The 14,581-nt window shown below is 39.1% G+C and carries 13 protein-coding genes, 1 other RNA gene and 1 other annotated feature; of the genes, 4 read left to right on the top strand and 10 right to left on the bottom strand.

All coding sequences use genetic code 11. The features are described from left to right. The 3 genes from Q0J48_RS01575 to serS all read right to left on the bottom strand — a co-directional run. Positions 1–347: nucleoside deaminase (locus Q0J48_RS01575; protein ID WP_296240971.1), on the bottom strand; the 347-nt coding region annotated here is incomplete at its 3' end. A 12-nt stretch (positions 348–359) separates the two neighbouring features. Continuing rightward, an RNA gene (gene ffs / locus Q0J48_RS01570) (signal recognition particle sRNA small type) lies at positions 360–457 on the bottom strand. Between the two features lie 84 nt (positions 458–541). Continuing rightward, positions 542–1,822 (bottom strand): serine--tRNA ligase, encoded by a 1,281-nt coding sequence (gene serS / locus Q0J48_RS01565; protein ID WP_296240970.1) that lies wholly within the window; start codon positions 1,820–1,822, stop codon positions 542–544. Positions 1,823–1,866: 44 nt separating this feature from the next. Continuing rightward, positions 1,867–2,070 (bottom strand) — a binding site (T-box leader). 86 nt (positions 2,071–2,156) lie between these two features. On the opposite strand from serS, the gene Q0J48_RS01560 reads away from it, so the two are divergent. Continuing rightward, positions 2,157–2,573, top strand: a complete 417-nt coding sequence (locus Q0J48_RS01560; RefSeq protein WP_296240969.1) for a GNAT family N-acetyltransferase — start codon at positions 2,157–2,159, stop codon at positions 2,571–2,573. 39 nt (positions 2,574–2,612) lie between these two features. On the opposite strand, the gene gyrA is transcribed toward Q0J48_RS01560, so the two are convergent. From gyrA to dnaA, 7 genes are all read right to left on the bottom strand, one after another. Continuing rightward, the gene (gyrA, locus tag Q0J48_RS01555) at positions 2,613–5,078 is read right to left on the bottom strand and encodes a DNA gyrase subunit A (RefSeq protein WP_296240968.1); all 2,466 of its coding nucleotides are present in this window, start codon (positions 5,076–5,078) and stop codon (positions 2,613–2,615) included. Positions 5,079–5,087: 9 nt separating this feature from the next. Then, positions 5,088–7,052, bottom strand: coding sequence for a DNA topoisomerase (ATP-hydrolyzing) subunit B (gyrB, locus tag Q0J48_RS01550; protein WP_296240967.1), 1,965 nt, complete (start codon positions 7,050–7,052; stop codon positions 5,088–5,090). Beyond that, positions 7,049–8,146: a DNA replication/repair protein RecF gene (gene recF, locus Q0J48_RS01545; RefSeq protein ID WP_296240966.1), complete on the bottom strand. Its 1,098-nt coding sequence runs from the start codon at positions 8,144–8,146 to the stop codon at positions 7,049–7,051. The genes gyrB and recF overlap by 4 nt, the downstream gene beginning before the upstream one ends. Beyond that, the gene (yaaA, locus tag Q0J48_RS01540) at positions 8,143–8,346 is read right to left on the bottom strand and encodes a S4 domain-containing protein YaaA (protein ID WP_296240965.1); all 204 of its coding nucleotides are present in this window, start codon (positions 8,344–8,346) and stop codon (positions 8,143–8,145) included. The genes recF and yaaA overlap by 4 nt, the downstream gene beginning before the upstream one ends. 174 nt (positions 8,347–8,520) lie before the next feature. Beyond that, positions 8,521–9,567 carry an acyltransferase gene (locus Q0J48_RS01535; RefSeq protein WP_296240964.1) on the bottom strand — a complete coding sequence of 349 codons (1,047 nt, stop codon included), beginning with the start codon at positions 9,565–9,567 and terminating at the stop codon, positions 8,521–8,523. Positions 9,568–9,646: 79 nt separating this feature from the next. Next, on the bottom strand, positions 9,647–10,768 hold the full coding sequence (gene dnaN / locus Q0J48_RS01530) for a DNA polymerase III subunit beta (RefSeq protein WP_296240963.1): 1,122 nt from the start codon (positions 10,766–10,768) through the stop codon (positions 9,647–9,649). Between the two features lie 148 nt (positions 10,769–10,916). Further along, positions 10,917–12,281 carry a chromosomal replication initiator protein DnaA gene (dnaA, locus tag Q0J48_RS01525; protein WP_296240962.1) on the bottom strand — a complete coding sequence of 455 codons (1,365 nt, stop codon included), beginning with the start codon at positions 12,279–12,281 and terminating at the stop codon, positions 10,917–10,919. A 452-nt stretch (positions 12,282–12,733) separates the two neighbouring features. Here dnaA and Q0J48_RS01520 point away from each other — a divergent pair, with 452 nt between their 5' ends. The 3 genes from Q0J48_RS01520 (at position 12,734) to rnpA (ending at position 14,579) form a co-directional block, all read left to right on the top strand. Continuing rightward, the gene (locus Q0J48_RS01520; protein ID WP_296240961.1) at positions 12,734–13,969 is read left to right on the top strand and encodes a peptidoglycan bridge formation glycyltransferase FemA/FemB family protein; all 1,236 of its coding nucleotides are present in this window, start codon (positions 12,734–12,736) and stop codon (positions 13,967–13,969) included. A gap of 91 nt (positions 13,970–14,060) precedes the next feature. Continuing rightward, entirely contained in the window at positions 14,061–14,195 is a 135-nt protein-coding gene (gene rpmH / locus Q0J48_RS01515) for a 50S ribosomal protein L34 (RefSeq protein WP_022790182.1), read from the top strand. A 45-nt stretch (positions 14,196–14,240) separates the two neighbouring features. Next, complete coding sequence (rnpA, locus tag Q0J48_RS01510) at positions 14,241–14,579, top strand: ribonuclease P protein component (protein WP_296240958.1); 339 nt, start codon at positions 14,241–14,243, stop codon at positions 14,577–14,579. Positions 14,580–14,581: the final 2 nt, after the last annotated feature.

Raw genomic sequence — 14,581 nt, 5'->3', positions numbered from 1 at the left:
AAATTCGTACACGATCCCATACAGCCCCCTTTAGGATCATAGGCCCCAAAGACAACTCTTGGAATGCGGGATTGAATAATTGCACCGGTACACATCGGACAAGGTTCCAATGTGACATAGAGGGTACAGTCTTCCAGTCTCCACGACCCCAGTTTCTTACACGCTTTTTCAATAGCCAAGATCTCGGCGTGGGCCAGGGAAGATTGCTTCTTTTCCCGTTGATTATAGGCACGGGAAAGAATCTTATCCTTATATACAATCACACAGCCAATGGGCACTTCATCTTTCGATGCCGCCAATTGTGCTTGGGCAAGTGCTTTTTTCATCCAATACGCATCTGAATTCATAGATTTATTTTACCACAAAAAAAAACTACTACACATGATGGAGCAAACTTAAGGCTGCTTCGTTCCCGACCTGACCTGATTCATTTGACATCATTGTAGTAGCTTTCTCATTATATCATATGAAATTTGGTTTTCAATCCTTTTATTTCTTTCAAAAAAAAGACTCAATTCAAAGAATCGAGTCCAAAATTTCTTTATCCTAATTTCTTTTTACCACCCATATAAGGCTGTAAAGCTTCCGGGATCAATACCGATCCATCGGCCTGAAGGTTGTTTTCCAAGAAGGCAATCAACATACGTGGGGGAGCCACACATGTGTTGTTCAATGTATGGGCAAAATATTTATTTCCATTTTCATCTTTGACACGGATACGCAGACGTCTTGCCTGGGCATCGGTCAAGTTCGAACAGCTTCCCACTTCGAAATATTTTTTCTGACGAGGGGACCACGCCTCTACATCAACGGATTTACATTTCAGATCCGCCAGATCTCCTGAACAACATTCCAATGTACGAACAGGAACATCTAAAGAACGGAAGAATTCTACTGTATTCATATACAGTTTTTTGAACCATTCCATACTTTCTTCCGGCTTGCAGACAACGATCATTTCTTGTTTTTCAAATTGATGAATACGATAGACACCACGTTCTTCAATACCATGAGCTCCTTTTTCTTTACGGAAACATGGAGAGAATGAAGTATAAGTATAAGGAAGATCTTTTTCATCTAAGATCGTATCGATGAACTTGCCAATCATGGAATGTTCGCTCGTTCCAATCAAATACAGATCTTCTCCTTCAATTTTATACATCATACCTTCCATTTCCGCAAAACTCATTACGCCATCCACGACAGCAGAACGAATCATATACGGAGGGATACAATACGTAAATCCTTTATTGATCATAAAGTCACGGGCATATGATAAGATTGCCGAATGTAAACGGGCAATGTCTCCCATTAAATAATAGAATCCGTTCCCCGCAACTTTTCGGGCACTGTCAAGATCGATACCGCTCAGTTTTTCCATGATCTCAGTATGATAGGGGATTTCAAAATCTGGAACAACGGGTTCTCCGAATTTTTCCAATTCCACATTTTCTGAATCGTCTTTTCCAATGGGAACACTGTCATCGATCATATTGGGAATCATCATCATTTTTTCTTTGACCGATTCACGAAGCTGATCTTCTTTTTGTTCCAAAGCTTCTAATTCCTGTGCAATCGAAGCAACCTTTTGTTTCACTTCTTCGGCTTCTTCTTTTTTTCCTTGTCCCATCAAAGCACCGATCTGTTTAGAAATCGATTTACGCTGACTTCTAAGATCATCGGCATGTTGTTGTGTCTGACGAAGTTCTTTGTCTTCCTGTAACACTTCATTGACTAAAGGAATCTTTGAATCTTGAAATTTCTTACGAATGTTTTCTTTGACCAAATCTGGATTTTCACGGACAAATTTAATATCTAACATTGTTGTTTCCTCCTTTTTGTCCACTAAAAAAGAGACATGTACCACAAAGGGACGATGTCTCGCGTTGCCACCCTTCTTATCTTATCAAATAAGATCTCTTGACATGATAACGGTATGTACCGGAATCAACTACTGATTTCATCGATTCACTTGAAGGGGCTATTCCATAAAATCTTATCGATATTTTCACCAGCCATATCGTCTCTGCCATAAGAAGTTTATGTACTTTTCCTTCTCAACGTTTTATGATACATTTATACCATTCTTTTGTTTTTTCTGCAAATAATTCGTCAAATATAATATAGGATTATTCATATGAAAAGAGGAATGCATTATGATTCGTAAAATGACCCCTTCCGACATCAATTCTGTTTACCGATTGATTTGTATTTTGGAAGACACTTCTTTGGATTATCTTCAAATCCAATCTATTTTTCCAGAAATTTTGAAAACGCATGATGTTTTTGTTTATGAAGAAAAGAATCAAATATTAGGATATGCAGATCTTCGAATCGAATCACAACTTCATCATAGCGGAAAAGTGGCAGAGATTGTTGAACTTTGTGTAGATCCAAATGTTCGAAATCAGCAAATTGGAACCCAGCTTTTTGAATATATAAAAGAATTCGCTCAAGAAAAAGATTGTGTTCTTTTAGAACTTGACTGCAATAATAAACGGCTTCAAACTCATAAATTCTATGAAAATCTTGGTATGAAACACACCCACCGCAAATACACGATAAACTTATAAGGCACTTATTCTTCTTTGAACAAGTGCCTTATTGATTCTTTATTCGGTTTTATCTTCTTCGGATTCTTCTTCCTGATGATCAACCAAAGTTACTTTTGTGACTTTGGAATCTTCTGTCAGATTGATCAGTTTGATGCCTTGTGTATTTCGTCCATAGACGCCTACACTTTGTAAAGAGATACGGATCATGATGCCCACACTGGAAACGATCATCGCGTCTTCATCCCCATTTACGGCCTGAACACTGACAAGTTTTCCCGTTTTTTCTGTGATATTTAAAGATGTCACTCCTTTTTTACCACGCGAAGTCAATCGATAATCCGAAAGATTGCTTCGTTTTCCAAATCCATTCTCAGAAATCGAAAGAATCGTATTTCCTTCACTGGACAAACAAACTCCGATAACTTCACTGCCGTCACAATTGAATCCCAAGACACCGGATGCGGTACGTCCCATGATACGAATTTGATCTTCCATGAAATGAACAGCCTTTCCGTTGGATCCGGCAATCAAGATTTCATCTTGTCCCGATGTTGCCTTGACGAAAGCCAATTCATCATTTTCTTTCAAGCTGATCGCAATCTTACCATTGCGGTTGATGTTGTCGAATTCAGACAAGGAAGTCCTTTTGGCAATTCCGTTCTTGGTCACAAACAATAAGGTTTGAATGTGATCGTGTTCCTTCGGGATCGGCAATAATGTTTTTACCGATTCTCCCGGTTCCATCGTCAATAAATTGACAATAGGAAGCCCCTTTGCATTTCTGGAGGCAACCGGAATATGGAAACCTTTCATACGATAAACGCGTCCTTTATTGGTGAACAACAACAACCAATCATGTGTAGACATCGAAATCATCGTATCAATTGAATCTTCTTCATTCAAAGTCAACGATTTGATCCCGCGTCCACCGCGATTTTGCGTATGATACGTATCCGTCGGCTGACGTTTGATATAACCCGATTCCGTCAACATGATGATACTTTCTTCCACCGGAATCAGATCTTCATCTTCCATATTGAAAGAAGCATCACTGATTTCGGTTTTTCTTTCATCACCGTATTTTTGATTGATTTCTGTCAGATCGTCGCGGATGATCTGCAGCACACGGTCGTGATTTGCCAAGATATCTTCCAGATCCGCAATCGTTTTTAAGATCTCCTGATATTCACTTTCGATCTTATCGCGTTCCAATCCTGATAATCTTCGCAACTGCATCGCCAAAATCGCTTTGGCTTGGATTTGAGTGAGACCAAAAGCTTCACAAAGTTCTTCGACAAGCCCCGCTTCATCTTTTTTACTGGAACGAATCAAATGAATGACTTCATCGATATGATCCATCGCAATCCGCAGACCTTCTAAGATATGTGCTCTGTCTTTGGCTTTCTTAAGATCAAATTGCGTTTTTCGTACGATCACGTCCACTTGATGATCCAGATAATCATTCAAGATTTCTTTTAAAGAAAGCTGTTTCGGACGACCGCCCTCCAAAGCCAACATATTGATTCCAAAGCTGGTCTGTAATGGGGTCAAACGGAACAATTGATTTAAAATCACTTCTTCCTGTACATCTTTTTTCAATTCCAATACGATACGGATCCCTTCGCGGTTACTTTCATCATTCAGATATGTAACCCCTTGGATCTCTTTATCGCGAATCAGATCTGCCATTTTTTTGATCAGATTCAATTTATTGACCTGATAAGGAATCTCATAGAAGATGATTCGCTTTTTTCCATTATCCAGTTCTTCGATTCGATATTTTGAACGAATCAAGATCGATCCTCGACCCGTTTCATATGCTTGGCGAATCCCTTTACGACCTAAGATGATACCGCCCGTTGGAAAATCCGGTCCTTTGATCACTTCCATCAATTCCGGAATCGTGATATTCGGATCATCCATGATTTTAAAGATGGCCTGAATGGTTTCTCCTAGATTATGCGGAGGAATGTTTGTAGCCATACCTACTGCGATTCCGACCGATCCATTGATCAATAAGTTTGGTATACGGCTCGGTAAAACGACAGGTTCACTTTCTTCGCCATCATAGTTCGGAATAAAATCAACTGTATCTTTATTGATATCCCGCATCATCTCCATTGAGATCTTGGACATACGCGCTTCGGTATAACGCATCGCAGCCGCGCCATCACCATCCAAAGAACCAAAGTTTCCATGTCCATCCACTAACGGATAACGATAAGAGAAATCCTGGGCCATACGAACCATCGCATCATAGACTGCGGTATCCCCATGAGGATGGTATTTACCGATAACTTCACCAACGATACGGGCACTCTTCTTGTGCGCTACCCCACTGGTGATTCCCAACATATTCATCGCATGCAAGATTCTTCGATGGACAGGTTTCATTCCATCACGGACATCCGGCAAAGCTCTTTGTACGATGACCGACATCGAATAATCCAAAAAGGCTTCGCGCATCTCTTTGGAGATTTCAACATCTTCGATCGTATCGTAAGTTTTCTTTTCTTCTTCCATGGAAACCTCCTAGTAGTCTAAATTCGCATAAACCGCATTTTCTTGGATAAATTCACGGCGAGGATCAACATCTTCTCCCATCAACATCGAGAATACATTGTCTGCCTCCAGCGCATCATCGATCGTTACACGTTTTAAGATACGATGTTCTGGATCCATAGTTGTTTCCCAAAGCTGTTCGGCATCCATTTCACCCAATCCTTTGTAACGTTGGACTTTATAGCCGTCTTTGAATTCTTCACGCAGCTTATCCATTTCTTGTTCTTTATAGGCATAAGCGACTTTTTTTCCTTTTTGAACCTTATATAAAGGCGGCTGGGCAATATAGACATAACCATTTTCAATCACCGGACGCATGAAGCGATATAAGAATGTCAACATCAAGGTACAGATATGACTGCCATCCACATCGGCATCGGTCATGATCACAATCTTATGATAGCGAAGATTATCCAGATTGACTTCATCCTGGATTCCGCATCCAAAGGCAGTGATCATCGAACGAATCTCCTGATTTTCAAAAATTCGATGTTGACGCGCTTTTTCAACATTCAAGATCTTTCCTCGCAATGGAAGGATCGCCTGTGTCTTGGCATTTCGACCTTGTTTGGCACTTCCTCCGGCCGAATCTCCCTCGACAATAAAGATCTCGCATTCACTGGCATCTTTACTTGAACAGTCGGTCAGTTTCCCCGGAAGGGAACTGATCCCATCCAAAGCACTTTTTCTTCGTGTCAGCTCACGGGCTTTTTTCGCTGCCAAACGAGCTTTGGAAGCGACGATGGCCTTTTCTACGATAGCTTTGGCATCTTGCGGATTTTCCAAGAAGAAGCGCTTGATCTGTTCTCCGGCAATATTGGAGACGATCTTACGAACTTCACTATTTCCTAATTTCGTCTTTGTCTGTCCTTCATACTGCGGATCCGGATGTTTGATGGAAATGATGGCCACCAGACCTTCCTTTACATCATCCTGCGATAACGATTCTTCTTTTTTGATCAAATTATTTTCTCGAGCATAAGCATTGATCACACGCGTTAAGGCCATACGGAAACCATCTTCATGGAATCCGCCTTCCTGCGTATGGATATTGTTGCAGAAAGAATAGATATTGCTTTGATATCCATCGTTATACTGCAATGCGACTTCCGCCAAGATCTGATCTTGCAGACCATCGACATAGATGACCTTATCACCTAAAGTCTTCTTCCCTTTATTTAAATACTGAACATATTCGATGATTCCGCCATCGTATTTATAGTTGACGCTTTGTCCTTCTTCTTCACGCTCGTCTTTCAAAGTCAGACGAATATCTTTATTTAAGAAGGCCAGCTGGCGTAAACGCTTATTCAATGTTTCAAAATCATAGATCGTAGTTTCTTTAAAAATCTCCGGGTCGGCCTTAAAACGAACCAAAGTCCCTGTTTCCTGCGTTTGACCGATGACTTTCAATGGTTCCGTAGCCTGTCCCCCATTTTCGAAACGGATGAAGTAAACCTGTCCATTTTGATAAACAGTGACTTCCAGCCATTCGCTCAACGCGTTGACAACACTGGCACCCACTCCATGCAGACCACCGGAAACTTTATAGGCACCGCCTCCAAATTTTCCACCGGCATGCAGAACGGTCATGATCGTTTCTACGGCACTGATTCCCGTCTTTTCGTGAATGCCGACCGGCATTCCTCGACCATTATCACGAACCGAGATCACATTGTCCTTTTCAATCACTACATCAATTTGATTCGCATAACCAGCCAATGCTTCATCGATACCATTATCTACGATTTCCCAAACCAGATGGTGAAGTCCTCTGGCACTTGTCGATCCAATATACATCCCAGGACGCAGACGAACGGCTTCCAGTCCTTCTAAGACTTGGATATCATCCGCTGTATAGGAATGATCGACATGGGTCGCTTCATTTTCCAGCTCTTCAAATTCGATGACTTGTTGTTCCTGTTCTGTTTTCATCGACTTTCCTCCTTACAATGACCTTGTATAATTTCATAATATCGAACCTCTTTATTTTGAAATAAAGATCGATCCAGTTTATCGGTAGAACTGATAAAGACTTGCATGGATTCCGGCAAGATTGAGATCAGCTGCCGGGAACGAGCATCGTCCAATTCACTAAACACATCATCCAGCAATAAAATCGGATATTCTTTTTGTTTTTCATAAATGATCTGACAAAGAGCCAGCTTCATGGATAAGACCAAACTGCGCTTTTGCCCCTGGCTGGCAATATCTTTTACAGATATGCCATTCATATGAAAATCAATATCATCCTTATGAATCCCAATTTGTGTTTGATGCGTCAAACGGTCGCGTTTTTCGTGTTTTTGATACGCCTGACGAATAGAATCCTCCAAGTTTTCATCCATTGGTACAAAAGTGATATACTTCGCATCAATTTCTTCTTTTCCCTTCGAGAAGAAATGATAAAACTTCTGCGTCTTTTCCATTAATTCTTTCAAATACTGTTCTCTTTGCGATAAGATCACGACTTGATCCTTGATCATCTGATTCGTCAGTGTCTGTAATAAAATGGGATCGAACCGATCACTTTTTAAGATCGCATTGCGCTGTCTTAAAAGCTTTTGATAGCGATTCAATGTGAACGTATAGACACGCGATAGTTTGATCAATTCCATATCGATGAATCTCCGCCGCATTTTGGGACTTTGCGAAAAAAGCATCAAATCATCGGGGCAAAATAAAACGGCATTCAGGATTCCAATAAAATCAGAATACTTTTTGACCGGTTCATTCCATCGATACAAGTGTTTCTTTTCAGGCATCAGCACAACTTTCAATTCTTCTTTTCGCTGGATGGTTTCAATACGAGCATCTATGCGAAAGAAATTTTGATCATGCATGATCATGTGTGCTTGATTTTGTGTTCGAAAAGAGCGTAAGTGACTTAAATAATAGATTGCTTCGATCAAATTCGTCTTGCCTTGCGCATTTTTCCCATGCAGGACATGGATCCCCTGCGAAGAAAATCGGCAAGTCAGATCCGAATAATTTCGAAAAGTTCGTAGCCGCAAAAAAGAAAGGTTCATCGAATTAAGATCCTTGTATCATAAAAAGATACGACATCATCCCGGTAAAGCTTTCTTCCTCGTCGGGTCTCTCTTTGACCATTGACCAAGATTTCTTCATTCATCAAAAATGCTTTGATCTGCCCACCGCTTTCGATCACGTCGCATGCTTTTAATAACTGCTGAAGAGTAATGTATTCTCCTTTTAAATCAAAGACCATAAACAACCCTCTTTTCGCTCCTAAATTATAGCACAATCCCACCTTTTTGACCAACATTCAAAAATGCTGTATTTTTTGTCTCTTAAAATCAAAATAAAAGGCTCATAAATGAGCCCTATGCGACAATTTTAATTTTATGAATGGTATTTGTATCCCTAACGAAAAAGAAACGCTTTAAAATAAACTTTTCACTTTTGGCACTCGCTTGAGAAGCTGGACCAGGATCCCGCAGATCACAAAGCTGGAAATACACCAAAGAACGGAGGAGAAAAAACCTCCCACCCAAGGAATCATAGTTTGATCAAAACTGTTGAAGAACAATTTTCGAAAGAAAGGATCCCAAAGATAGACACCATATGTCACAGATCCTAATACGATGATATTTTTGGATAGCCAGGCAGGAATCTGATCTTCATAATGAATAAAGAAAGATTTGATCAAGATAAAGGCCGATAAAGCACTGACATAATCAAAAAGCTCCAGATATTCATCGCTGAATCCTTCTTGATGACCAATCAAGATCGTAAAGAACATCGAGATCAAGATTCCTATCAAAGAAAGACAACTTAGCCCTGCCAAAGTTTTCCCATGGACTTTTTCAATGTCGATCTTACGATCGATATAATATCCCATCAGCGGATAAAAGATCTCTTTGATCGTGCTGAAGGGAATCCGAAAGGCCCATGTAAATTCAAAACTTTGACCTAGATACGTAGGAACAAACCATTGAAGAAGCGGTTCGATCGTAGAGAATACAAAATGAATGAATAGTATCAAAATAAAATCACTTCGCTTCATCTTTTGCGCAATTCGATGAAGTAAAGGCATCATGACCAAAAAGCCTAAATAAGAATATAGATACCAATAGGAGCGATCGATCCCGTTTTCAAAAACACCCAGACAATAAGCCTGCAGATCAAACACAAATTGATTCTCTGCCAAATAGACCAAAAAATTAAAAATCAAAATAGCCAAGATGATCTTGATCATGCGTTTGCGAAAGATCTCGCGATATCCTTCTTCTCGATTCAGCAACAAACTTCCGGAGATCATCAAAAACAAAGGAACATTGATCTTCGCAATCAATGTAAAAAACAAATGTCCAATGACGTTGGAAGTATCTTGAAGATAATAATCAAACGCCGGGACATGTTGAAAAAGCACCAGAAAGATTGCCAAGATCCTTAAAGCTTCGATATAGGTCTTTTTTCGTTTTATCATTCTCTCACCAACGTCTTATTATACTGCTTATGCCCCAAAAGAAAAGAACACATTTTCCGAAGAAAACATGTTCCATTGCTTAGTCATAGCTGCGAATCGGAACTACGATCATCAAGATCGAAGGATCTTCCGGATTCGAAATACGAATCGGTTTCATATAACCGGAAAATTCTAATTTGACCTTCTCGCCATGTAAAGCGCGGATGGCATCCAGCATAAAACTTCCGTTGCAGGATAACGTCAGATCTTGTCCGGTATAAGTACAATCTGTCAAGATCTCATCGGAATTCCCAATTTCGATCGAGCTGGTCTTGATGCGGCAAATTTCCGGTGTACATTCTAATTTGATTTGATGGATCTTTTCATTTCGAATAAAGTTCGTACGATCGATCACGCTGTCTAATTCTGCGGCACTGACTTCCATCACCGCTACACTTTCTTTCGGAATAATGCGTTCAACATCCGGAAAAGTTCCATCGATCAAACGCGTTTGAATGATCGTCTTATCCAACAAGAACTGGGCTTTCTTATGATCGACAAAGATCTGAATGTTCATATCATCCTCTTCCAAACTGCGTGTGACTTCCGTCAAACTTTTGGAAGGAATCGTAATATTGAAATCATGCAGGTTTTCAAAAGAGATCACTTTTCGTGCCAGTCGATAAGAATCGGTCGCACTGCAGTATAACGTACCCTGACGGGCATGGAAATTCACACCGGTCAAAACCGGTCTTTGATCTTTATCGGAACAGGCAAAAGAAGTCTGGGCCACACATTCTTTTAGATCTTTGGCATTCATCGTAAACGAATAAGAGGGAGCCGAAAAATCAATGGAAGGATATTCCTGGGCCTGGATCCCATTGAGCTGGAACTGTCCGTTGACACTGGATAAACGAACCAGAGAATGATCGATGCATTCGATCTCAATCATCGTGCAGTCCAGCTTACGCACGATCTCTAATAAATATTTTGCTTCTATCACGATAGAACCTGTTTCGTGGATCTGTAATTGATTGAGCTCTCCCGATAAGATCGTCGTACGAATCGAAATGTTGGAATTACTTCCGGTCAAAACAATCTGATCCGAATCGACCTGGATACAAATACCAGATAAAGCCGGAATCGGACTAAAAGAACTGATAGCTCGAGAAACGAGACTCAATTTTTCGTAAAAGAATTTACGGTCAATAGAAAAATGCATAAGTGACAACTCCTTTTTATAATATATTTCTTTATTAAGTAATAATAACAACCTGGGGATTTGGGGATAATTTTTCCCAAAAAGCAAGAATTATCGTGCTTTCCCCTCGATTTTTAAATGGGGATTGATGGTGGAAAAGGGAGGAAAACTAATTTTTCTCCAAAAGTGCTTTGATCTTTTCCACGGCTTTTTTAAAATTCGGATCGGTCTTGATCAACATCTGCGCTCTTTCATACGAACTGGAAATCGTTGTGTGATCCCGGTTTCCTAATTCCTGTCCAATTGAAACATAAGCTTTATGTAACAGTTCCCGGCTGAGATAGATAAATACCTGGCGGGCATTCATCAGCTTCTTCTGCCGTGATTTTCCCTCGATATCGCTGTAAGTCAAGCCATAAAAGCGCGTAACGGCTTTTTTGATCTTTTTGATCGTTAATTCTGATTTTTCTGAAACGATCGGTTCTTTCATCAAGATCCGCTGGGCAAAATCCAAGTCGATGACTTCCGGATTTTCTAAGGTCGCATTGAAGATCAACTTATTCAAGCTGCCTTCCAGATTACGAACATCGTTACTGAATTTATTGGCCAGATAATCAAGAACATCTTCATTGATCAGACATGCTTCTTCATTGCCTTCCAGCTTTTTCTTCAAAATGGCCTTGCTGGTATCAAATTCAGGTTTCACAATATTGACGGCCAGTCCCGATGAAAAGCGAGAAACCAGACGATTCGGAAGATTTTTTAATTCCGAAGGATGCGTATCCGAAGTGATGACGATCTGCGCATTTCGGCGGATCAATTCATTATAAACGGTAAAAAATACTTCCTGACTGGAAGAAGATTGCAGATTTTGAATATCATCAATCAAAAAATAATCATTTTCAACCAGCTGCGATTTGACCAGTTCAACGGCGTTTCCATGCACGCTGCGGACTTTCATCGCATCAAATAAAATCGTGACCAGATCACCGCTGTAAGAATAAAAGACTTTTGCCTCCGGTCTTTCCTTTTTTAAATAGTTGCCGATCGCATGCAGCAAGTGCGTTTTTCCCAATCCCGAATTTCCATAGATCATAATGGGATTGAATAGATGATTTTTCTGTGTACAACAAGATAAACAAGCGGCATAAGCTTCCGCATTGGAATTTCCTTCAATAAAATTTTCAAACGTATAGTCCTCATTGAAGTCCGTCTTCATTAAATTGGCGGTTCGTGTCTGCAGCTGTACTTCAGGAATCAGCTTTTTGGCATCTTGTTTTGAAATAAATTGAACGGATACACTTTCATTCAATATTTCTTGTAAGGTCGACTGGATCAATTGGATCCCTTCGCTGGTATTTAAAATATTTAAAGTGATCATCGTGGGATAGATGATATAAGCAGTTCCATTATCAATCTTGAAAAGTTCTGTTTTTGAGATCCAGGAATCGAATGTTTCTTTGTCATAGTAATGTGATTTTTGAATCAATGACAAGGTCCGTTGCCAAAGATCAGGATAAGCATGCGGTTCCATTGATATCTCCTCCTTATGCAAAAGTATTATACACGAATTATCTAGGAATTATAAGGGTCAAGATGATTTGGAAAAAATGGGGAAAACTTTGGTTTATCCCCTGAAAAAACAGCAGTTTTCCCAATTGAAAATTCATAAGTTTTCCCCTATGTGGAAAACTTGAGAAAGTGGGGAAAAAGAATGGGGAAAACTCCGAGATATCCTCTTGATTTTTTATTCTTATATCACGATAAAATAGAGAATTTTAAAGTTTTTCCACAATGTTTTGAAAAATTGTATTTTAGAGAATCAAAAAATCAAAATAGAGTAGGAAAAAAATGGGGATAAAAGAACGAAGAAAGGGGAATTATTGAAGTTTTCCCCATTTTTGGGTTGAAAGAGAATTGGGGATAAAAAGATTGAGATTTATTTTGGGTTTGATACAATACTAGGGAAAAAGGGGGCTTTGATCTATGAGTATCTATCATTTTGAGATCAATATCCAAAAAGATGAATATAACGCATTTGTAGAAAATCATCCTTATTGTAATCTTCTGCAAAGTTATCAATGGGCCGATGTCAAAAAGAACTGGGATCATCTTCATACGGGTGTTTATGATGAAAATCACCAATTGGTCGCAGCCGGTCTTGTACTGATTAAATCTTTACCAATGGGATTTACGATGTTCTATCTGCCTAGAGGACCTATTTTGGACTATAAGAACAAACCTTTATTAAAATATTACTTTTCAGAGTTAAAAAGAATCGCCAAAAAAAGACATTGTTTATTTATAAAATTTGATCCGGCCATTCATGTGAATGACTATTCTTCGAAAGAATATAATGAAAATAGATATCCAGATACAGAATTATATCTAAAGACATTTAAAGAAATAGGTGCTGTACATCATGGATTTACGATGAAGATATCGGATACGATCCAGCCTCGTTTTCAGTCAAATGTCTATTACAAACAAGATTGGAAAGAGAATCTTCCTAAACATACAAAACGTTTGATCAAAGATGCAGATCGTCGAAATGTTCAAATTATCAATGGTCAAAAAGAATTATTAGAAGATTTCAGCCGATTGGTTGAATTGACGGAAAAACGTAAAAATGTGGCCTTACGAAATCAAGAGTATTTTGAAACCTTGTTGAATGCGTATCCTGAAGGCGGAGTGATATTTTTAGCACAATGTAATTTATATGAACTTTCAAAAAATGCACACAACCGCAAAGCTGAAATTGAAAAAGAAATAGAAAATACTCCGGAAAATGCGAAAAAGAAACTTCATAAACTACAAGAGCAGTTAGCTTCTTCAGAAAAAGATATCAAAGAATTTGATGAAATGCTTCAAGAATTGGGCAATCAGGATCAAATGAGCTCCATTGCGGGAATCTTAAGTATTCAATATGGAAATACTTGTGAAATGTTGTATGCAGGTATGGATGAAAGATTTAAAAAATTTATGCCGCAATATAAAGAATATGTAGAAAATTTCCAGTGGGCATTTGATAGAGGTTGTCAATGGAGCAATATGGGCGGAGTGGAAGGAACTTTAGATGATGGTTTAACAAAGTTTAAAGATAATTTTGCACCGACAATCAATGAATTTATTGGAGAATTTGATCTGCCTGTCAACAAACTGCTCTTTAAACCGGCTCAAAAAGCCTATGAAATGTTAAAAAAGCGAAATTCAAGCGATTAATTGGTTGACTTGGGTACAGTGGCTTGTTATAATTGTCAAGCAATCTTATTTGAAAACAAGGAAAATTTGAAGACTGTGGGGTGACTCAAAAATGAAGAGAACATATCAGCCAAGTAAGAGAAAACACCAGAAAACTCATGGTTTCCGTGCTCGTATGGCAACCGTTGGTGGACGTAACGTACTGGCTCGTAGAAGAGCAAAGGGAAGAAAGGTACTATCCGCATAGAAATCACCAACCTTGGTGATTTTTTTGTCTTGATAGGAGGGTTTCATGAAAAAGCCATTTCGTGTTTGTAAAAATTATGAATTCTCTTCGATCATCGGACAAAAGAAGTCAGTGGCTTCGAATAGTTTCGTTTGTTATTATCAGAAACGAAAAGAAGAACATGCTCGTGTAGGGATCAGTGTAGGAAAAAAACTCGGAAATGCCGTTTGTAGAAATAAAGTAAAACGACAGGTCCGTTCCATGGTCGATCATCTTTTTAATTTTAAAGAAGAGTATGATCTGATCATCATTGTTCGTCCTCGCTATCACCTGCAGGATTTTGCGCAAAACGAAAAAGAACTTGCGACAAATAAAATTCGGATAGAAAAGAAAATGAAGAGGTAAAA

Source organism: uncultured Faecalicoccus sp. (assembly GCF_944325745.1).
Taxonomy (GTDB): Bacteria; Bacillota_I; Bacilli_A; order Erysipelotrichales; family Erysipelotrichaceae; genus Faecalicoccus.
This window is presented reverse-complemented; position numbering and strand designations above follow the sequence as displayed.